Source organism: Flavobacterium cellulosilyticum, assembly GCF_004349355.1.
GTDB classification, from domain to species: domain Bacteria; phylum Bacteroidota; class Bacteroidia; order Flavobacteriales; family Flavobacteriaceae; genus Flavobacterium; species Flavobacterium cellulosilyticum.
The window spans coordinates 121707-143883 of sequence record NZ_SMFK01000003.1 but is presented as its reverse complement, the minus strand read 5'-3'; the positions used below and the strand labels follow the sequence as shown (position 1 = coordinate 143883).

Below are 22177 nucleotides of genomic sequence, written 5' to 3'. Positions count from 1 at the left end.
TAAAAGAACCTAAGTCAATTGGCTTCCGTTGGCATTAAGTGGCGGTGGTTGTCTCGTTAAACTATTTCTTGCCTCGTTGGTTGTTGCGTTTTGTCTTTTTCCTTATTTGATTAGCAAATACTTGTTCTTCATAATCTTCACCTTGAGTAATTGGTAATAAAGCTCCAAGGCTCTCTATAAGACCAAAGTCAGGTGTAGAATTACTCAAATGATTTCTATTAAGAAAATCAAAAAGTGCATGTGGTTTTTCTGTTTCTGGTTTGGATTCATTTTTACTAGCTGTGGATGAAATTGTTTTTTTATTCTGTATCTCATTTTGAACTTTCTGTGTCCCTTCATATTTCCATAAATCATTAAAAACGTTAGCAGATAAATTTTTACTTAATTGGGATCCATTCCAAACAATGCGCGATTCATGGTCAATAAAAGTCATTCCGTATATACGACCTTGATCATTTCTTCGGACAATTGTATTAACTCCTTGATCGACTAGTTGTTTTTTAAAATCGATTTCATTATTCGTGGTATGCATGGCAATTTCTACTGAATTTTTCAGGATTTCTTTAGCAGGTGCTGTTTTCATCTTCTCTTTCGATTGTTCGAAATGCTTTTGCAAACTTTCCATACCAGCCTGTTTTCCAAAAAGAGAGGATTTGAACGGATTCGTTACCTTTTCTCCTTTTTCATTCAGAGCAAAATAAACAAGACCTTGCTTAGACTGACCGTGTAATTCACCCGTTATTTGCTCAGCAGTAATATTAAAAAGAGAAAGTAGTGCATTATAAGCTCCTAAACTTTGATATTGATAATACTTTGGCAGATGTCGAATTACAGATGCTATTTGACTTTTCACATTGGCTTCTTTGTAGTCAACAGGTTTAAAAATTACATCTTTTGAATTTTGATTTTTTTCAGTTGCAGGGAGTAATTGATATTTTTGTTCCAATGCACGGCAGGCATTCATAGAACGTAATTTTTCATAGGAATCAGATAACTTTTTTCCGTAACGATCAACACAGGTCGAAACGATATGAATGTGAGTTCGTTCAATATCGGTATGCTTAAAAACAACATAAGGCTGGTCCCCATAGCCCATAAGTTCCATATAGTCTTGTGCGATTTTTTTAAAGTCTTCATCGCTTACACTATCTTTTGGGTTTGGGTTGAGAGAAATATGCAAAACAGGTTTTTCTGTTCGCTTGTTTGCCATTAAATACGGTTCAAACGAAGGATATAATTGGTTAACAGTAAACTCTCCATTGACTGTTTCTCTTATTCTGTGAGTCGCTAATATTGATCCATTTTCTTGATCAACTTTAAGTTGATTATAAGAAAGCGCACCAATTATATTTGCTCCACGACCAATTTTTGCTATCATTTTTCTTCTTTTTTTAGATGTCTTACTTCAAACTCTTCTGTTAATTGCGTTATGGCACGACATAATTGAGCCAACTCGATCGTTTGTTTTTCCAATTTAAAGAGATAGGCTGCGGCTTTCTTTTCAGAAAAATTGCGGTACAATATCTTGACAATTTGATTGTAATTAACGCCAACAGAACGAAACTGACCGTATAAAGTGGTTAAGCGCATGTAATAATCCATTGCTGCTAGATCTACTTTTACCGTTTTTATTTGCTTTTCGAATAAGAGAGAAGTGATAAATAGCGCTTTATTATGCGCTCCCGAAGCTTCAAAAAGAGAAAGGAATTTAGCATTTTCCTGGTCCGTTAATCGAAAAACATAACGGTGGATGCTAGGATCCTTTTTAGGATTCCTACCGCCTTTGTGTTGCTTTTTGTCTTGTTGATTCTCCATTGTGATTCCAATTTTAATTTTTAGAAAACCCCGACTTCGGAGGGAGTTTTAAGCCCCTGCAAGGGCAAGTTGTTTTGAGGCACGGAATTCATTTCGAGTGCCTCAAAACACAACTTGCTCTGTTCTGGTGAACAGATAATCCGTCCGCCTGACGGCGGAACAGATTTAATAAAGCAGGGAAAAACGGCTTTAAGCCGTTCCAGTTCTTATTCAAATATAGATTTAGGACTTTCATATTCTAGCTTATTTACTTCTCTAACAAAGTAAATGATTGATTTTTAGAATGGAGTAGTAGTAAGTGTTGCCAAACTTTGCCATTGAACGCCAATGAGTTCATAGTTCTGAGATGGTTTTGAGTTACCAGCTTTCTTTGTTTCAAAGTTGTAAATAGATATTTAAAAACAATTCTATATCCAATTTCAAACACAAATACCAAGGTTTAGGAGTAAGCAAGTATTTAGTAAAATAGTAAAGTATAAAACGATACAGTTTTACAACTATGCAACTATAAAAGCATAAAAGCAGTAAAATAAATGAGCGTACATATTACCGATAAACAAGACATGGTTGTTGGAAATTGTATGAATCTACAATTGTAGATAAGTACATACTTAAAGCAAATAAATAGGGCAAAAACTTGTAAAGAAATACAAGGAGGCATGCAGCAGTACAGCAAAGCAATTTAGTAAATAGATAATTTTAAAATTATAAGTAATGGAAACAATAAAAAAAACTTTAAAAATTAGTTTCTCTACCCAAAAGGGTGGAGTAGGGAAATCTACAATGACAACTTTGTTAGCTAGCGTGCTTCATTATCGATTGGGATATAATGTGTTGGTTTTGGACTGTGATTTTCCGCAGCATAGTCTCGGCAATATGAGAGACAGAGATCTTAAAACGGTGATGCAAAATGAGTATCATAAGAGAGCCGCTATGAAGCAGTTTCAGTCGATTGATAAAAAAGCATTTCCTGTCATTCGTTGTAAGGCCGAGAATGCGCTAGAAAAAGCGTCAGAATATATAGATCAATCCAATAATGATTGGAATATTATTTTGTTTGATCTTCCAGGAACTGCCAACACCAAGGGAGTTTTGACCACATTAAAAGCAATGGACTTCATCTTTTCTCCCATTACTGCCGATCGTTTGGTAGTTGAAAGCACTTTAGGCTTTGCCAAAGCATTTTTGCAACTTCCAGAAACAGATGGAGGCAACAAGAACTTAAAATTTTGGTTGTTTTGGAATCAAGTGGATAGGAGGGAAAAGACTAGTTTGTATAAGGCCTATCAAAGTGTAATAGAAGAATTGGGTCTTTCTATAATGGAGTCAAGAATAATGGATAGTAAGCGTTTCCGTAAGGAAACGGATGATACTAGTAATTATATCTTTAGATCTAGCCTGCTTCCTGCTGAGCTTAGTTTGATGAAGATAACTAAGCTTGATCTTTTTGTAAATGAATTTCTCAAAATCATAAACACTTAAATCCTTTCTTGTATGGAATCTGATAAAAAGCATAAGGGGTTTCAAAAACCTGTTGTAGATGAGGATTACCTCATGAATATTATGAGTGGGGACGAAGCGGTTAACAATGATAAAAAAACAAGCCAAAGTGTCGAAGCTACCGAAAATAAGCCCAAAGAGAAAATTCGTGTAAGCGCTTCAAAGAAACGGAATTATGATGAAGTATTTCTCATTAACAGATATCCGTCTGGTCGTAGTGGTAAAGTGGTGTACATAAGACCTGAATACCACGAACGACTCCTTCGAATTGTTCAATTAACAAGGGAAGAGAAAACAACATTGTATTCTTATATCGATAATATTTTAGAACAGCATTTCAATGATTTTGGAACCGAAATTCAGGATTTTTTTAATGAGAGAAACAAGCCGATTTTTTAATTAATGTATAACACTAAATAGCATGGAAACTGTAATTGTAATTTGTTTACTCATCATCATTTTCCTTTTGGCAAAGGATAAAATTGTCATAGAAAAACACCATAAGCAACAGCCAAGGCAAGAGAAAGTCAATTCTAGTCTACCTGATATCATGGGGCAGCCTAAGCCTCAAAGAAGCCTTTCTGTGCCAAAGAAGTCCTATGACAGTCAAGAGCCCAAAGAGGTTCGTTATAATGATAATTTTGATATAGAAATCGACGAAGATAAAGTCGAATTACAAATTCCACAAGAAGAGCTGGATGAAGTTTTTGGAAATGTACCTGATTTTAAGAATGAGGAGGAGGAATGGAATAGTTATGGAATATCCGATGACGATAATGGTTTTGCCCAAGGGGTTACCTTCGAAGAATTAAGCACTGTAAAAACGTTGTTAAAAAAAGAGAAAATGAGACCCTCTCAAAAGGAAACAGCAACAGTCCTACTCCAGAAAATACAAGGAACCGAATTATTCGACCTATTGGAAAATTCTATCGAAGATGCTTCTCAAAAAATAGCCAAGCTATTAGACGGTACACTTTCTTCAAAGACGGATTCTGGTTCTTCTTTTTTGCACAAAAATGAATTGGAAGATTTTGATATTGGGGAGTTTGTGTGAATTCCCAGTGTTTTTAGAATCTCAAATTATCATTTTATTTATACAACGTCAAATTTTAAGTATTTCTCTATTCCATAAACTACTTCAAAATTATACTCTGCATAAATGTTACTATTCTCATTCTTGAAAATACTTCTCAGGGTTTCATTATCATAAGTGAAATGAAATTTATATTTAGAATTTGTTGAACGCTTTTTATTTCTTAAAATTCTTGCAATACATTCTTTAGAAGGTAAGTAATGTTTGTTTTCACCATTAACACTAAACAAATAATTCTCACATTTAATTAGGTCATAAAGAGCATCATTGTTATTTCCCTTGCTTCCATGGTGTGTTACTTTGACCCACTCACATTCTAATTTATTTGTACTATTAAATCCTATTTTGTTTAATGATTTTATTACATCACTTGGATGGGAATCTGCTAACCACAAAATTTTTTTATGATTAAATTCGGTTAGAATTGAAATGCTACTTCCATTTTCAACAGAAACATCTTCTTTCCATTTATCCAAAACAAAATCATTAATAAGAGTTTTGTAGTCGTTTTGTTTTGTTGTAACTGCTTCACTAATTTTTTCGTCTTCCTCTCTTTCAAATGATTTTGGGCTGTCTAACGGATATTTTAATCTTAATTTATCTAATTTTTGGGAAGAAGGAGACAAGATTGTTATGTTTAACCCATACAATTCAAATGGCTTTAATGAGCTTGTAATGTCTATGTTTAACAATTTATTGTTGGATTTTAAGTACTCATATAATAGATCTCCCTGACCAATACTGGCAAATTCACTTGCACTCTTTGTTGAGGTTTTGAAAACATAACTTCTAGGCGGATTATAAAAATATTGATTTACCATATCTTTATATTCACCATCATTAATTGTATCGATATACTTTATTATCCCCCCAATATGATCATCGTGAATATGTGATATTATCCAAAGGTCAATTCGTTCTCCTTTATTTATAATTTCTTGAATTTCTATTTCTAATGCATAACGAAAGGTTCTCTCATAACCTGCGTCAATAAAAACATTATGATATTTATTATCATTGCCAAGAAATCTTATTCTTGCAGCATCACCACATTCAGCTTGATAAAATTTAATTTCCATAATAAAAGCTAGTCTTCTTTAAAAGAATTAATTTGACCTTCAATATTACCATTTTCAAGATAATAAACACCGCTTAACTGCTTGATAAAATTATTATATCTACTTGATTTATAAGACATTTTTTCACCAAGTACAGTCCAAATTATATCTAAATTATTTGAATCTAGAAAATTCATAAGGTCTTTACTTTTTATCATTAAACCTTCAAAATTTTTGTTTGTTACAATTACCTCATTTGAATCATTTTTTAATTGTCCGTCTATTGGTGCAAATTGTAAATTCATACCTTCAAATATTGTAATACATGGCAAATCATAACTAAACTGTGCACCTGACTTATCATCACTCATATTACTAACAGCATTTGTAGATGCAATTATAACTTTAAAATTAGTATCTCTAATTGTTTCCCATTTTTTCTGTTTGTTACTATCAAAATAAGCTGGAGACCAAAATTTTTCTCTATTTATCAATGTACTGTGATCTCCACTTTCAGGCATCCAATTACCCCAAAAGTTTTGATTAACAAGCCAATTTAGTATTTTCTTCTTGTCTTTTTTATTGATTAAATAAGCTTGAATTTTATAAAATATCTCTTTACGTTGAACTTCATATTTATCTTCGCCAATTGGTTTCGGTTCATTCCAAGAAACAAATTTTTTCAAAAAAAGCCAACTTTCATTGTTTTCTTCATCCTTTTTTTCAAGAATATCTTTGACTATTGGCAAATCGTCTAGTTTATCAATCCATTCAGAATTAGTTTGATTCCAATATTTATAATCTAAATCTTCCCACCATTCTTTCTTTTCATTTAAAATTCCCAAATCATCTTTTTCTTCATTTTCCTCTGGGTTTTTTAAAGAAAAAGCAGGATCTATATCTCGAATATACATTTGCCAAGGACCTTTGAAAAATTCATATTTTTTTTGATTACTCCAAATATTTTTTTTGATTTTATAATTATCAGAAATCATTGCTAAAATTTCAAAAAAAGCGATTCTTTGATATTTTTTTCCAATCCTTTCAATTTTATTTTCACGCCTTGAATTATAATTTGTAACTGAATCATCATATTGTCCGTGTAGTTTTGAATTATAACCAATTTTAAATGTTCTATCTATAATCCAATATTTGAAAGAGGTAATATTAGATTTATTTAATTGCCAATCATTAAATTTGTATTTAGTTTCTAAAAAAGGAATTACTTTTTCCGATAAAAACAGTTTTTCGTTAGAATCAAAAATATCATCAATAAAATTCAACGTTTTATCTAAAAATTCATCAATACTTTTTAATTGAGATTTGTGTTTATCCTCTCCATATTTATATATGAAAAGAGACTTATTTTTACTAAACGAAGCCTTTATTTTTAAAATTTCAATTATTGTTCGTAAAAACTTCTTTTTACTATTATTTAATGATTTATAAAATGAATTATATTCTATTTCAAACGTAAAACTTGTTGGGGCAAAATCATCTAAAGAACCATTAATATGTTTACTGAAATCCCCAAAACTAGTGACAGAATGATAAATTCTATTATTCATTAATCTATAATCATTTTTAGATTTAGGGTCATCATATGGAAAGTTATATTTTAACACTTCTTCTTTTGAAGGTAGTCTGATAGGCAACTTACTATTATATGGAGGTCTTATTAAATCTATATCTACTTTTAGTTTTGGATTTTTATATAAAGCATATTCTATCGTATTTCTTGCATAATCTCGCAATAAAATATGATTTGGTGGTGTTCCTTTTTTGAAGATATAATTATAAACTACCAAAGCAATTTTGTTGATAGAATCGATATTTTCAGTCCTTAATACACAACCATAGGTAATAGCATATAATCTCTCTAATATGTATAAATCATCAATGTTTTTAAATGATTTTAAAATTGATACTAGAGCATCTGGTTGCTGCTCTAAAAGATTAACCATTGCTTTTGTCGTTTGATCACGTAATTTAATATTGGTAGAGGATAAAACCCAAGTTAGTGTTTGAGCTGTTAATCTAGTTGTTTCAAAATCTAACTTGTTAGAAATATCTGGTGTCCAAGCCCAATCAATTAAGCGACGAATGGGATAACCATTTTCATTGTCATCATAACTACTAAAATATCGTAAATGCTGCTGCCAAAAGCTATCTCTTTGTGGCATTTTATAACTCTTCAATATTCTAAACAATCGGTCACTATTAAATGGGTGACCTATGATAGTTGATAATTCAATCAATTTATAAAAATAATCATCTTCTGAAATTCTAAAATACGCTCCTCTGAACCAATTTATAAGTTTATCATTGTTGATGCTTTCAATCTTTCTCCAATTTAAACTATCTAATAAAAATCTATTTAATTCCCCAATAACGTGTTGTTTGTAAAATTTATCTTCCTCACATTCAAAATACCAATCGAAAACCTCAAAAATTTCAAGATTGAACTTCTCGGGTAATAAAATTGAAAATGCTTCAAGAATACCATCATTATACCAATATCCGTTTCTATCGGCTATTAATTTACCAAATTCATTTTCTTTTTTAAATGCTTCTAAAACTGCTGATTGATTATTGAATTTATTTAATAATTCTTCAGCAATATAAAAATCTCCAAATCGTTGGTATGCAAAATATATTACCTCTTCTTGCTGATTTGTTTTGTAGTTTGTTTGTGGATTTGTTATAAAAATACTTTCTTCAATTAAATCATTTAATAAAAGTTTGTGGTCTGGAAATTCTGTTTTTAGCAATCGTCTAACATCTTTGAGTAGCAAAGAGTTATTTTCATTATTGTATTTTGCAAATGCTACTTTGTGAATTGCGTCTAAAACAACATTACAATATTTATACTCATCGCGTTTGTTTTGAAACTTACGATTTATTGAATCAATATAAATTTGAAAAATACTACTTACTCCTTGGAAACCCTGCGGAAATGTTTTTTCGGGTGTGTCTTTAATTGTATCACAGATTAATTGCAAAAACAACGGTTTTGTAAATTCAGGTGCTAATATTGGAAAGTTAGGTTGTTTTAGTCCGTGAAATTCGCAGAATAATTTAAGAGCTGCATATTCATTGCCTTTAAATCCTTCGTGAGTTTTAAAAGTTATCTTAGAATCTTTTCTAACATTCTCCGGAATTACAAAATCTAAATAGGTTGTTCTAATTGTTAGAACTAAACCAATAAAAGGATAGTTGGTAAATTCATTGATAAAACTTGCAATTCTAGAATTCCATAAATCCGCACCTGCTCCTTCATTGATTGCATCAACTAAAAACAAAACCCTTGAGCCAACTTGTTTCCCTATATTATTTAAAGTTGCTAGTAATTGTTTATTTGTACAGTTGACGGATAAATTGGATTTAATATTTTCCCAAATATCTTTAGAACTATTAAATTGTTGTCCAAGTAATAAGAGAGTCGGTAACCCCCTTTTTATTCTAGTCTTTGCGATATCTCCCAATAAATGTGATTTCCCATTTCCAGCATCTCCTTTAATTATTAAGTAAGGATTATTGGCAAGATTAACATGTACCTTATTTGAAATATCATTAATAAAATCATTATTAGATTGTTTTATTTCTCTTAATCTGCTTGTTTCTTGTTCATAAGGAGTTCGATAAGTGTGATCTTGTTTAATATTTTTATTTTTTTCTTCTTCCTCCCTTCTCAATTTATAGACTTCTTGAGATTTATCGTCAATACAATCATTGAGTTTTTCTAAACTTTCCAACAGCCATTTTACATCAATATTTTGGATAATTGAATTTTCTAACGTTTTAATCCAATTAATAGCTTTCTGTTTGACACTATCATATTCTTTCTCAATTTTATCAAGATGAATATTATCATTTAATTGTCTATAGCCTTTTTCTACTATCCAATTATCAACGATATTTAAAAATCTTTTGAAGAAATAATCATCTTTAGCAATATCGTTGAAAATTTTTGCAATTGGTAATTGAAAATTTAAATCTTCATTAAATCTAGGCCCTAAATCTTTTATAGAATTCAGAATATGCTTAGTAAAGAACTCTGATGTTAATCCGTAGTTGCCAAAATATCCAAAAGTTATACTTGGTAGATATTGTTTATATAACAATTCGTTAATTATTTCAATATATTGGCAATAGATAACTTTCCCTTTTTCTTCAGGTCTGAATCTAGTGAAAATCCCATATAGATAAATTTCGTCTTCAGCTATTATATAAATTGGACTCCCAGAAAAGCCCTCAATTGAATATTTTGAATAGTCTTCATGTAGTTGTAATTGAAATTGATTATCTATACCGTGCACCCAAGTTGGGTATAAAGTTGCAAGTTCTTTTCCATAAGTAGCGTTTGGAAACCCTTTAGTTATGAAATTACTATAATTGCTTCTTTCTTTTACAGGTGAAATTTTTGGAATTATACCAATAATATTTTCAACTTCTTTTTTATCTAAAATTAAAACAGCGACATCTTTAGTTATATCGGTAAATAATAATTCTCTACTTACTTGTACTTTGATAGTCTCATATTCTGTAGAATCTGATTTTAGAATGTCTATGCAGATTTCGATTCTTTGGTCTTTGAATGCATCTCCATCTGCGAAGAGACAATGAGAAGCTGTAAGGACGTAAATTTTGTCTTTAAAGTTGTCTTGATAATATAATACTCCACTTCCAATATAGATATTTCTTGAAGATTCTTTAAGCCTTACTGTAATTTTTGTAGTTATTTTATCCAAAGATGTTTCTAACATAAGTTTATAATTATGAGCAATAGTTAAAGCTTGTGGATTGTCATTTTAATTTATTCTATCTTCTTCATCAACATTTAAAAACGTTCTTTTCTAATTATTAGTCTTTCATCACGCTGTATTGCATATTGCAACTTAAAATATCATAATATTGATTACCCAAATTTAGTGATTTTTACTATCACAAACTAAGTTGTCAAGTCTTCTTCTGCCAAACAACTCCACTTAACGACAACATATTAAACAGCAACTGTTTCCATCTGATATTTGTTTCTAAATCCTACAAAGTGTCGGATCGAAAAACAATTTAATTTTTTCAAATCATGGGAAATCAAGTTAAAAAAGTAGTGTTGGTAGTGGCTGTACTATCAACAATTAGTGCAGTTTCACAAGGAAACGGAACAGCAGGAATCACAGAAGCGACACAAATGGTCACCTCTTATTTTGATCCCGCTACTCAGCTTATTTATGCTATTGGTGCAGTTGTGGGCCTCATTGGTGGGGTGAAGGTGTATAACAAGTTTAGTAGCGGTGATCCAGATACAAGCAAGACAGCGGCGAGTTGGTTTGGAGCTTGTATCTTTTTAATTGTAGCGGCAACTGTTTTACGTTCTTTCTTCCTATAATTTTTTGCTTTATGAATACGTATAATATTAATAAAGGTATTGGAAGAACGGTGGAGTTCAAAGGACTGAAAGCGCAGTACCTGTTCATCTTCGCAGGTGGTTTGCTCGGGATGCTTATCCTGATAATGATCTTGTACATGACTGGCGTGAATTCTTATCTGTGTCTATTTATAGGAATCGGTGGGGGATCGCTACTCGTATGGCAAACTTTTTCATTGAACAAAAAGTACGGCGAACATGGTTTGATGAAAGTGGGAGCGAACAAAAGACATCCACGATATATTATCTGTCGTAAGCCTGTACATCGCTATTTTCAGTTGAATTCCAAAATGCATCAGCCATGAGAAATAAATCAAAAGCGACTACGCTGGAAAGTAAGTTTCCGTTGCTAGCAGTAGAAAATAATTGTATTATCTCCAAGGATGCTGATATCACCGCTTGTTTTCGAGTACAGCTACCAGAGCTTTTCACAGTTGCCTCTGCGGAATATGAAGCCATTCATTCGGCATGGCACAAGGCAATCAAAACTTTGCCTGATTATACGGTGGTGCACAAACAGGATTGGTACATTAAGGAAAATTATGCTCCTGATATAGCCAAAGAAGATTTGAGTTTTTTGGCAAAATCCTATCAACAACATTTTAATGAGCGTCCGTTTCTGAATCATTATTGTTATCTGTTCTTAACAAAAACGTCCAAAGAGCGTATGCGTATGCAGAGTAATTTTTCTTCGCTTTGCAAAGGTGTGCTGATTCCAAAAGAACTAAGAGATAAAGAGATCCTTTCTCGCTTTATGGAATCGGTGGCACAATTTGAGCGAATTGTGAACGATTCCGATTTTATAAAATTGGAACGATTAAGCGAGGATGATATCGTTGGAACAACTAGCAAACAAGGATTATTGGAACAATACCTGAGTCTTTCAAGAGAGGAGGGAACACCATTGCAGGATATTGCTTTAGGCGGAGAAGAAGTTCGCATTGGAAACAAAAGGCTTTGTTTGCACACCTTGTCCGATACCGATGATTTGCCTAGTTCAGTAGCAGCAGAAACCCGTTATGAGAAATTGTCCACCGATAAAAGTGATTGTTTGTTGTCTTTTGCTGCGCCAGTTGGATTGTTGTTAAGCTGCAATCACATCTACAACCAGTATCTATTTTTAGACAACAGCGAAGACAACCTGCGCAAGTTCGAAAAATCAGCAAGAAACATGCATTCCTTGGCTCGTTATAGCCGAGCCAATCAAATCAATAAGGAATGGATCGAACGCTATTTGAATGAAGCACATTCTTTTGGACATGCTTCCATTCGAGCGCACTTCAATGTAATGGCATGGTCCGATAATCCATTGGAATTAAAACAATTGAAGAACGACACAGGTAGTGCTTTGGCACTGATGGAATGTAAACCAAGGCACAACACTACAGATGTGGCGACGCTTTATTGGGCAGGAATGCCAGGTAATGCAGGAGACTTTCCTAGTGAAGAAAGCTTTTACACTTTTATTGCACCTGCGCTTTGTTTTTTCACTGAAGAAACCAATTATAAAAGTTCACCCTCTCCTTTTGGAATCAAAATGGCTGACCGACTGACGGGGAAACCCATTCATTTGGATATTTCTGATTTGCCCATGAAGCGTGGTATTATCACCAACAGGAATAAATTCATATTAGGACCATCTGGTTCTGGAAAGTCCTTCTTTACCAATCACATGGTCAGACAATATTACGAACAAGGCGCTCATGTGCTGTTGGTGGATACGGGAAATTCGTATCAAGGATTGTGTGAATTAATCAAAGGAAAAACCAAAGGAGAAGATGGCGTTTATTTCACCTATACCGAAGACAATCCGATTGCCTTTAATCCTTTCTACACCGATGATGGCGTTTTCGATATTGAAAAAAGAGAAAGCGTTAAAACTTTAATCTTAACCTTATGGAAAAGGGATGATGAGCCACCAACACGGTCCGAAGAAGTGGCACTTTCGAATGCTGTGAGCGGTTACATCGAACGAATCAAGCAGACTGATGAATTTCCTTCTTTCAATGGGTTTTATGAATTTGTACAAGGAGATTATAGACAAGTCTTAGAAGATAAAAAGGTACGGGAAAAAGACTTTGATATTGCCAACTTCTTAAATGTATTAGAACCTTATTACAAAGGAGGTGAGTACGATTATCTATTGAATTCCGAAAAGCAACTGGATTTACTTTCTAAACGATTTATTGTTTTCGAAATAGATGCGATCAAGGATCATAAAATCCTTTTTCCAATTGTGACTATCATCATTATGGAGGTTTTTATCAATAAGATGCGTCGTTTGAAAGGAGTTCGAAAACTAATCCTGATTGAAGAAGCTTGGAAAGCTATTGCAAAAGAAGGGATGGCCGAGTACATCAAATACCTTTTTAAAACGGTTCGAAAGTTTTTTGGTGAAGCTATTGTTGTAACCCAAGAAGTTGATGATATCATTCAATCACCTATTGTAAAGGAAAGTATTATCAATAATTCGGATTGTAAAATACTGCTGGATCAAAGGAAGTACATGAACAAATTTGACGATATCCAAGCCATGCTTGGTTTAACTGAAAAAGAAAAAGCACAGGTACTTTCCATCAACATGAACAATGATCCTAAGCGACTGTACAAAGAAGTTTGGATTGGGTTAGGAGGAACGCATTCGGCAGTATATGCTACAGAAGTTAGTTTCGAGGAATATTTAGCCTATACCACAGAAGAAACAGAAAAGTTGGAAGTCATGCAACTGGCAAGTCAATTAGATGGAAATGTAGAACAGGCTATCAAGAGAATTGCCCTTGAGAAAAGGGAAAAAGAAAACAATTAGTAAAAATTTTAAAAACAAATAGTAATGAAAAATCTAAAAATTATGGTATGCATGGTGATTTTACTCGCTTTCATGCCGAATGCTAAAGCACAGTGGGTGGTAACAGATCCTACAAATTTGGCTCAAGGAATAGTCAATTCTGCCAGACAGATTATACAGACTTCGACCACAGCGACCAACATGATTAACAACTTTAAAGAAGTTCAAAAAGTGTATAATCAAGGAAAAGAATATTACGATAAACTTAAGGCAGTAAACAATTTGGTGAAAGATGCTCGAAAAGTGCAACAGACTGTGTTGCTTGTTGGCGATGTTTCTGAAATGTATGTAAATAATTTTGGAAAAATGTTGAACGATCCCAATTTCAACGAACAAGAACTAACAGCCATTGCGAATGGGTATTCCATACTGTTAAACGAAAGCACAGAACTTTTGAAAGAGTTAAAACAAATTGTAAACTCTTCCAGCTTGTCACTCAATGACAAAGAACGAATGGACATTATTGACCAAGTGTATCAGAAAGTAAAAGAGTACCACAATTTGGTTCGTTATTTTACGAATAAAAATATTTCAGTTAGTTATCTGCGTGCCAAGAAAGCCAATAACAGTCAAAGAGTACTGAATCTTTACGGAACGGCTAACCAGAAATACTGGTAATCATGGAATTTACTAATCTTCATGAAGTACTACGTTCGCTCTATGACGAGATGATGCCTTTATCAGCAGATATGGCAACGGTTGCTAAAGGCTTGGCTGGATTGGGTGCCTTGTTTTATGTTGCATTAAAAGTCTGGCAAGCGCTGAGTAGTGCCGAACCGATAGACGTCTTCCCGTTACTTAGACCTTTTGCTTTGGGTATCTGTATTACATTTTTTCCAACAATTGTATTGGGAACACTTAACGGTGTATTGAGTCCAGTGGTTCAAGGAACGCACAGCATCTTAGAAAGTCAAGTATTAGATTTGAATGCTTTACAACAGCAGAAAGACCTATTGGAGAGAGAAGCGATGCTTCGTAATCCTGAGACAGCCTATTTAGCATCGGATGAAGAATTTGATAAAAAGTTAGACGAACTCGGATGGACACCTACAGATTTGGTAACCATGTCAAGCATGTACGCGGAAAGGCAGATCTACAGTCTAAAGAAAATGTTTCGAGATGGATTTCGTGAATTTATTGAAGTCCTTTTTCAAGCGGCTGCACTAGTCATAGATACGATAAGAACCTTCTTCTTAATAGTGCTTTCAATATTGGGTCCTTTAGCATTTGCGATTTCAGTCTGGGATGGATTTCAGTCAACTTTAACGCAATGGCTGACTCGGTATATTAGTGTGTATCTCTGGTTACCTGTTTCAGATCTTTTTAGCGCGATGTTATCCAAGATCCAATCCTTAATACTCCAAAAGGACATCGACAGTTTATCCGATCCCAATTTTATCCCCGATTCATCGAGTACTGTTTACATCATATTTATGATTATTGGCATCATAGGGTATTTTACCATTCCTACGGTTACTGGATGGATTATTCAGGCTGGTGGCGCAGGAAACTTTGTTCGCAATATAAATCAAACCACTACTAAAACTGGGAATATAGTAGGGGCTGGTACAGGGTCTGTTGCTGGAAATATAGGCGGTAGATTAATGAAATAACAATTTAAATAAAAGTAAAATGGAATTTAAAACTTTAAGAAATATCGAAAATAGTTTCAGTCAAATTAGGCTTTACGCTTTTGTATTTGCAGTACTGTGTGTTGGTATATCGGGTTATGCTGTTTGGGAATCTTACCGATTCGCTGAATTGCAACGTCAGAAGGTCTATGTATTAGACAACGGAAAATCGCTAATGTTGGCTCTTGCTCAGGATGCTTCGATCAATCGACCTGTAGAAGCTCGTGAGCATGTTCGCCGGTTTCACGAGCTTTTCTTTACACTAGCTCCAGATAAAAATGCCATTGACAATAACATGAAAAGAGCATTCAATCTTGCTGATAAAAGTGCTTTTGATTATTACAAAGACTTAGCAGAAAAAGGATATTACAATAGGATCATTTCAGGAAATGTCCAACAACGACTTGAAGTGGATAGTGTGGTATGTGATTTTGAAACCTATCCTTATGCTGTGAAAACGTACTCTAAGCAGTTCATCATTCGATCCAGTAATGTAACAAAAAGGAATCTTGTCACTTCTTGCTACCTGGTGAATTCCGTTCGTTCTGATAACAATCCACAAGGATTCAATATAGAGAAGTTTACGGTTTTAGAAAATAAGGATCTAGAAATTATAGAACGCTAAAAATTGTAACGATGAAGGAGATTCGAACAAATATTAAGCTATGGATCAATGAAGTTGAGGCGAAATGGAGGATGCTTCCATTGCAGAAGCAGTATACATGCATCATAGTTTGTTTTACCGCCTATCTGATAATCAGCATAGTTGGTATTCTTATCAGTTTGTTTTAATTCCTGTAGTGAGCAATCGCTAGAGGGATCATTAGTCCTAATTATAAAAAAGAAAAAACATGAAAGAAAATGAAAACAAGAAAAATGCGGTCTATGTTACAGATGGCAGTATAAATACATCTCCTGATGAGCTGGCAGTGTGTAACGAGAGTAAAGCCGAAAAAATTAAAAAGCCAATCATCTTTGGATTGATGGCGATAGTATTTTTTGGCTGTATGTATTTGATTTTTAAACCAGCAGAAAATATAAAAAATATTGAGATTCTAGGACTTAACGACTCTGTTCCTCAGCCTACAACTATTGGTTTAGAAAATGACAAACAAAAAGCCTACGAACAAGAATTATTAGAACAGAAAAATCAAGAAAAACAAAATGCCCTGACATCGCTATCGGATTACTGGAACGAAGGGAGTGCAGCAGAATCGTTGCAAGATGTTCCTGAAAAAGAAAGTAATAGTAATGCCTCTTTAAATAGTTATCGCAATGCACAAAACACATTGGGCAGCTTTTACAATAATGATAATTCTGAAACGCAGGAATTACGTCAACAACTAGAAGAGCTAAAAAAAGAACTGGCAAAAAAGGAAGAACCACCAACTAATGTTGTTGAGAATCAATTGGAGTTAATGGAGAAATCCTATCAGATGGCGGCTAAATATTTACCGATCAATTCAGGTTTGCCTGAAAGCAAGTCAATTGTTCCTACTTCACTACCAAAAGAAGTCTTTGTTTCGATAATTCCAGAAAGACACAATGTAGTTTCTAACCTTAAGCAAAGCGTTGAGGAGCATCTCATAGTAGCGGTTAGCAATAGTACATTCACCAGTGCTGATCAGCAACATCAAACAAAGAATAGTATTCGTGCTGTTGTTCAAGAAACACAACTCGTCTCCGAAGAAACCAGTGTTAGCCTACGTTTATTGGAACCCGCAAGGATACAGAACAAAACGATCCCAATCGGAACTGTAGTAACTGCAAATTCGAAGTTTCAGCAAGGTAGGCTACAACTGAAGATTAGTTCTATTGAGTTGGAGGGAAATATTCTCCCCATTGAGCTCACTATCTATGGTTTGGACGGACAACAAGGATTGGCAGTGCCTTATTCTCCAGAACGTACTGCTATGACCGACATGGCAGCCAATATGGGACAAACTTCTGGCAGTAGTGTCATGTTGTCCACTTCTGCTGGACAACAGATCGCAGGGGATTTAAGCCGAGGATTAGTACAAGGTGTATCAAATTATTTCTCAAAAAAAATTAAGACTCCAAAAGTTACCCTAAAAGCAGGACTGCAAGTGCTGCTAGTATCAAAAAAATAATTGTTCAAAAAATAAATGGTATAAAATGAAAACAGCTGTAAAAAATACATTGATGATCCTGATTTTAATGTTAGGATGCACATCAATTACGCACGGGCAAAATGCCCTATGCTTGAGTCACAAGGAGAACTTAAGTGTAATAGAACCATACGATATAGAAGTAACATTCGATAAAACTACGCATCTATTATTTCCCTCAGGTATTCGCTACGTAGATTTAGGTAGTACTAATTTGGTTGCCAGTAAGGCTGAGGATGCTGGTAATGTTTTGCGAGTTAAGGCTTCTGTTCGCGATTTTGAAGAAGAAACCAATTTTTCAGTAATTACGGAAGACGGATCTTTCTATAGCTTTAATGTCTCCTACAATTCATGTCCTAGGGTTACAAATTACAGTTTAACTAAAACTGTTATGAGTGATCGTGGATGGAGCTCAAAACCAATTTTGTTTAAAGAACTTGGTACGAATTCGCCCAACATGGTCGACGAATTAATGGAGGAGATTTATAAGCAAGACAAGCACTTTATAAAACAAATTGGCACCAGAAAATTTGGAATAGAATTTTTATTAAAAGGTATTTATATTAACGATGACAAATTTTATTTTCATACACAAATTAAGAATTCAAGTTTCGTTTCATTCCCAATTGATTTCGTCAATTTTAAAGTGGTAGATAAAAAGAAAGCGAAACGCACGGTTGTACAGGAAGTAACTAAAAATCCAATAAGAGTCTATAGCGCTATTGATGAGGTAGAAGGAAAAACGGTTTCCAGAAATGTTTTTGTTTTGGATCAATTTACGATCGCTGATGACAAAGTACTTCGCATAGAACTCCATGAAAAAAATGGTAGTCGATTGCAAGTTTTGGAGATTAAAAACAGCCACTTACTTAAATCCAAGTTAGTTAAGAAGCCACATACAGAGGAAGATTTACAGTAGTGATTAAAATTAAATAGCAAGTGATAGCTTTACTGAATGAAGTAAAGCAATCACATTGTTTTTTGGCATCTAAAATAATTATCGTAACTATCTTTAAATGAGTAACTTATTTTTATTTTGTTGTTTTTTTTTTGTAAATTTATTACGTGAAATTTATAAATATTTGATTATGAATCCTGCATTGTTTTTAGGTATAATTGCTCTACTTATAGGTGTAAGCCTTCGATATTGGATCAACAGACGAAAGTTTTACAGACGAGTCCGATGGGAATAGAGGGATTTTCGAGTTACGAAAAATCAGTAGTAATAACATTCTTTGAAAGAGTGACCAAATGGATTTCCATCGGATTTATTATTTTTGGACTACTTATGTTATGGAGTTATTCAAGAAAGAAGTCAAGCGAAAAGAAACTAACTCAAATCAAAGTTGAAAATGTGAAATAATGTAGCGGCATTCTTTTGCTTCTTTTCTTTTGACGCTGTTGTGGAAAGAAAAGAAGGCGGAAATAAGTAATAGGATGAAGAATATCCTATCATTTAACTCGAACCTTTTCAGGAAAAATAGAAGGGAGCGCTGCGTACTGATTACTTTTTTCTGAAGTGGTTCAACTAGTTTCTTCAAAAAGACTTTCCCGACCAATTGGAAGGGAAGGTCTTTTTGAAGTTCAAGATTTCAATATATGTATTCCGTAAAACAAAAAAACGATACTAATAAAAATAGACGGCCACTATCAAAGTGGGCCGTCTATAGTTTTTAAAAGGATTATTAATTAAAGCAATTCATACCAAGTTTTTGAAAATTAGTACAGATTTCAAAAGCTTTTTGAGATTTTAATTGTGCAGTACCTCCCATAATAATGGATTGTAATTTGGCTTCGCTATCCTTATAGCTACGAACATTTTGGTAGTAGCCTGTTACAGCGTTGTAAGCTCCAAACAAAGTTCCTTTTGTCGTGTTCATCTGTTGTGAGTCGCTCGTCATAGCATAGGCAAAAGCATCTTCAACCGTGTTCTTAAAAACTGTGGATATTTCGTCCTCATTTCCAGCCTTTAGATGTTGTAAGGTTTCTTTGTTAGGGCATAGTGCGAATTGTATCATTTTTTTAACCTCATGATCGTGCACTTTCACTTTTGCCCAATTATTAAAAATGTCCTCTAATTGATTACTAAATTCGTTTGCTAATCCCATTACTTTGTGTGCATTTTCCAAACGTTGTTTTGCTCCCGAAGTATGGCGTATGCGTACTACATTACTCATATTACGAAGTGATGCGTTTAGTGTATTTTGGCACACTATTCTAACGGGTGTAAAAGCTGCCGTAATGCTTCCGCTACCATCGTGTGAAGTAGTAAGGAAAATATATTTTTCTGTAACATCATCACCATTGCCCACACGAATATAGTCCGGTAATTTAGCCGTAATAAAAATACGTTCTCCATTTCCTAAAGCGCCTGCAGTCTCGTATAAAATCCCATCTGTACCACCTACAATAGCATCAAAAAAACTAAATGCTTCACGATTTTGTACAATGTGATAATCTTTACCGACTACACCCAAAACAACATTATTATCGGTACGGATTGTGGCAAAATAATTGGGTACGTTGACCTCATTGTTTATTATCGCTAAATTGTCTTTAGGATCAATTATGTTTGATGCCTTGGTATAAAGAGGACTTTTTGTAACTTCATAATCAAGTCCTGCGTGGTTAATTGCTTGCGCGCTTGTTGGATAGTCTGTTACTATTTGACCCAAACCGTGCCAAGCTTTTTCTTGTACGCTAAAAAAGGAATAACGTCCTGTTCTTTCGTTGAAATTTAAATTGTGTGCCATGATATTAAAATTTTAAAAGTTAAAAAAATGATTAAGTATTTAGTGTTAAAATGGTAGGTCATCTGCAGGCTCCTCTATGATGATCTTTTTGTTTTCTTGTTTTACGACGGCCTGTGCCTGTTCTATTTTTTTACTACCTCCATGTAATTTAATAGTCGAGGAGTGAAAATTTAAACTAGATCTTAGTTCTCCGTTAGTAGCAGTCCAGGCTCTTGTACTCACTCTTCCTGTTAGCTCTACTAAAGCCCCTTTAAGGAGTATTTTGGCAACATTTGGACTTATCCAGTAGGAGCAATCAAAATAGCTAGTTTGCTCTATGCGTTCGCCTTGCTTATTTCGGTAACTATCATTAATAGCTACTGAAAAATTTACCACTTTTTTCTCCTGCGGTGTTGTGTATACTTCCGCATCCCTTGTTAATCTTCCGATGATGTTCATGATTTTTAATTTTTAGATTTATTGTTTAAATTAATTTATTCGGTAATGAGAGGAGGTGCTGTTTTGTTTCACTCTAATTCCAGTATAAATAGTATAAAATTTCATTGTTGACATTTTTTTTATTCGTCCAAAGAGCCGGAGTATGCTATGTTTCGTTTCGAGAGCATAAAAGGTTAGTGTTTAGCAAAAACAAGGTTTTATCAAATAAATACAACCCGCATGGGTGGAGATTTTTTGATAAACCCGTAGGGCTTGACCTTTTTTTTGCGTTAAAAACACTAGAATACCTTTGCTCTTGAAATGGGACAATTTAGCATACTGGTTTTTGAATAGTAATAGACTGGAAGCAAGGTTGTAAAGAAGATTATTTGGGGTTATAAAGAAAAAAGTGACTCTTCAAACAAATACTGTGTAATGTTATCAATCCACAATTTCTCCAATATAATGCTATGGCTATATAAGCCATGTAAAAGGATCTTGAAAATTATGGGTAGGTAGCGGCTTAAATTTTCAAGATTCTTTTATTTATTATCCGACTAAGCTCTTTTATGCTGGAGCAGAGCGGAAGTATAAATGTGCTTTGAGGATTGGAGTTAAGTTGAAATTGAGCGAAGTATAGATTTGACTGTTCTAAAAGTTAATTTTGAAAAAGGGATATTAGAATAGTACTATAAGGTTATGTGAACTGCCATTAGAGGACAAATAACACCATTGATAATCAGATATATAAACGACTTGTTTTATTTGCATACTTTAGAGTAAAAGAAGTAGCACTAGACTATTTGCTGAATTGCACTTTGTAAAATTGAATAGCTTTCTGTTTTAAAAAACTGTAAGTAAAATAAAGAGCTAATTCAAATTAAAAGGGAGAGATGTATTGTTTAAATTTTTAATAAAAGGAGATTATGAATGACATGATAACAAAAGAAGATTTGAGGCAGTTTGGTTTGGAGTTATTAGGTAATATTGGTACTTTAATGACACAGACGAAGGAAGTCCAAGGTGAAATAGTAGACCAAGAATGGATAAAAAGCAAGCAAGTAAGAACATTAATGAATATGTCCCCAGGATCTGTTCAAAATTTAAGAGTGACCCAAAAGATACGATTTAAAAAAATACTCGGCTCGTACTACTATAATAAAGTTGATCTACTAAAACTTTTTACAGATGAAAGATGCAAATAAAAGTAATAAGGATAGTTTGATGAATTTATTATTGATTTATATGGAAGATCCTCGATTAAACGTTTGGCATTTCGCGCTATTACTTGCTATACTTAGTTTGGGTTATAAGCAAGGACAAATGCAAAATATTAAAGTGAGTCGAAGTAAAATCATGGCACTTTCGCATATTAATACAATACCAACCTATCATAAGTATTTTAAAGAATTACAGAATTTAGGATACATCGAATATTTTCCTTCCTACCATCCCGGTGTTAAAAGTGAAGTCTATCTGAAAGACAAAAAGGTTGCTCCATGATGGTA

General features: G+C 33.6%; 20 protein-coding genes. 14 read left to right on the top strand and 6 right to left on the bottom strand.

What is annotated here, in order from left to right:
• Positions 1-61: 61 nt before the first annotated feature.
• Positions 62-1378, bottom strand: coding sequence for a conjugal transfer protein MobB (gene mobB / locus E0F76_RS07070; RefSeq protein ID WP_132003434.1), 1317 nt, complete (start codon positions 1376-1378; stop codon positions 62-64).
• The gene (gene mobA / locus E0F76_RS07065) at positions 1375-1815 is read right to left on the bottom strand and encodes a conjugal transfer protein MobA (RefSeq protein ID WP_132003431.1); all 441 of its coding nucleotides are present in this window, start codon (positions 1813-1815) and stop codon (positions 1375-1377) included. The genes mobB and mobA overlap by 4 nt, the downstream gene beginning before the upstream one ends.
• Before the next feature lie 714 nt (positions 1816-2529).
• On the opposite strand from mobA, the gene E0F76_RS07060 reads away from it, so the two are divergent.
• Genes E0F76_RS07060 through E0F76_RS07050 form a run of 3 tightly spaced genes read left to right on the top strand, consistent with a single transcriptional unit; the run spans position 2530 to position 4369 of the window.
• Positions 2530-3297, top strand: a complete 768-nt coding sequence (locus E0F76_RS07060; protein ID WP_132003429.1) for a ParA family protein — start codon at positions 2530-2532, stop codon at positions 3295-3297.
• 12 nt (positions 3298-3309) lie between these two features.
• A complete protein-coding gene (locus E0F76_RS07055; RefSeq protein ID WP_132003426.1) occupies positions 3310-3714 on the top strand; it encodes a DUF3408 domain-containing protein in 405 nt (134 codons plus the stop codon).
• A gap of 22 nt (positions 3715-3736) precedes the next feature.
• Positions 3737-4369, top strand: a complete 633-nt coding sequence (locus E0F76_RS07050; protein WP_132003423.1) for a conjugal transfer protein TraD — start codon at positions 3737-3739, stop codon at positions 4367-4369.
• Positions 4370-4407: 38 nt separating this feature from the next.
• On the opposite strand, the gene E0F76_RS07045 is transcribed toward E0F76_RS07050, so the two are convergent.
• Together E0F76_RS07045 and avs2 are read right to left on the bottom strand one after the other, a co-directional pair.
• On the bottom strand, positions 4408-5487 hold the full coding sequence (locus E0F76_RS07045; RefSeq protein WP_132003420.1) for an MBL fold metallo-hydrolase: 1080 nt from the start codon (positions 5485-5487) through the stop codon (positions 4408-4410).
• 8 nt (positions 5488-5495) lie between these two features.
• Positions 5496-10232 (bottom strand): AVAST type 2 anti-phage system protein Avs2, encoded by a 4737-nt coding sequence (gene avs2, locus E0F76_RS07040; protein WP_132003417.1) that lies wholly within the window; start codon positions 10230-10232, stop codon positions 5496-5498.
• 320 nt (positions 10233-10552) lie between these two features.
• On the opposite strand from avs2, the gene E0F76_RS07035 reads away from it, so the two are divergent.
• The 9 genes from E0F76_RS07035 to E0F76_RS06995 all read left to right on the top strand — a co-directional run bounded on the left by E0F76_RS07035 (position 10553) and on the right by E0F76_RS06995 (position 18862).
• Positions 10553-10855, top strand: a complete 303-nt coding sequence (locus E0F76_RS07035; protein ID WP_132003414.1) for a DUF4134 domain-containing protein — start codon at positions 10553-10555, stop codon at positions 10853-10855.
• An 11-nt stretch (positions 10856-10866) separates the two neighbouring features.
• The gene (locus E0F76_RS07030; RefSeq protein WP_132003411.1) at positions 10867-11199 is read left to right on the top strand and encodes a DUF4133 domain-containing protein; all 333 of its coding nucleotides are present in this window, start codon (positions 10867-10869) and stop codon (positions 11197-11199) included.
• Positions 11196-13700 carry a TraG family conjugative transposon ATPase gene (locus tag E0F76_RS07025; RefSeq protein ID WP_132003408.1) on the top strand — a complete coding sequence of 835 codons (2505 nt, stop codon included), beginning with the start codon at positions 11196-11198 and terminating at the stop codon, positions 13698-13700. Before E0F76_RS07030 ends, E0F76_RS07025 begins: the two co-directional genes overlap by 4 nt.
• 24 nt (positions 13701-13724) lie before the next feature.
• Entirely contained in the window at positions 13725-14357 is a 633-nt protein-coding gene (locus E0F76_RS07020; RefSeq protein ID WP_132003405.1) for a DUF4141 domain-containing protein, read from the top strand.
• Positions 14358-14359: 2 nt separating this feature from the next.
• Positions 14360-15352, top strand: coding sequence for a conjugative transposon protein TraJ (traJ, locus tag E0F76_RS07015; RefSeq protein ID WP_132003402.1), 993 nt, complete (start codon positions 14360-14362; stop codon positions 15350-15352).
• 19 nt (positions 15353-15371) lie between these two features.
• The gene (gene traK, locus E0F76_RS07010) at positions 15372-15995 is read left to right on the top strand and encodes a conjugative transposon protein TraK (protein ID WP_132003399.1); all 624 of its coding nucleotides are present in this window, start codon (positions 15372-15374) and stop codon (positions 15993-15995) included.
• 226 nt (positions 15996-16221) lie between these two features.
• Complete coding sequence (traM, locus tag E0F76_RS07005) at positions 16222-17481, top strand: conjugative transposon protein TraM (RefSeq protein WP_132003396.1); 1260 nt, start codon at positions 16222-16224, stop codon at positions 17479-17481.
• A 25-nt stretch (positions 17482-17506) separates the two neighbouring features.
• Positions 17507-18418 (top strand): conjugative transposon protein TraN, encoded by a 912-nt coding sequence (gene traN / locus E0F76_RS07000; RefSeq protein WP_132003393.1) that lies wholly within the window; start codon positions 17507-17509, stop codon positions 18416-18418.
• Between the two features lie 264 nt (positions 18419-18682).
• Positions 18683-18862: a hypothetical protein gene (locus E0F76_RS06995; RefSeq protein WP_342773063.1), complete on the top strand. Its 180-nt coding sequence runs from the start codon at positions 18683-18685 to the stop codon at positions 18860-18862.
• Between the two features lie 322 nt (positions 18863-19184).
• Here E0F76_RS06995 and E0F76_RS06990 read toward each other — a convergent pair whose 3' ends face one another.
• A complete protein-coding gene (locus E0F76_RS06990) occupies positions 19185-20252 on the bottom strand; it encodes a DUF932 domain-containing protein (RefSeq protein ID WP_132003390.1) in 1068 nt (355 codons plus the stop codon).
• Between the two features lie 45 nt (positions 20253-20297).
• Positions 20298-20690 carry a single-stranded DNA-binding protein gene (locus tag E0F76_RS06985; RefSeq protein WP_132003387.1) on the bottom strand — a complete coding sequence of 131 codons (393 nt, stop codon included), beginning with the start codon at positions 20688-20690 and terminating at the stop codon, positions 20298-20300.
• Between the two features lie 905 nt (positions 20691-21595).
• Between E0F76_RS06985 and E0F76_RS06980 the strand changes: the two genes are divergently transcribed.
• Together E0F76_RS06980 and E0F76_RS06975 are read left to right on the top strand one after the other, a co-directional pair.
• Positions 21596-21874 (top strand): DNA-binding protein, encoded by a 279-nt coding sequence (locus E0F76_RS06980; RefSeq protein ID WP_132003384.1) that lies wholly within the window; start codon positions 21596-21598, stop codon positions 21872-21874.
• A complete protein-coding gene (locus tag E0F76_RS06975; protein ID WP_246022000.1) occupies positions 21858-22172 on the top strand; it encodes a hypothetical protein in 315 nt (104 codons plus the stop codon). Before E0F76_RS06980 ends, E0F76_RS06975 begins: the two co-directional genes overlap by 17 nt.
• Positions 22173-22177: the final 5 nt, after the last annotated feature.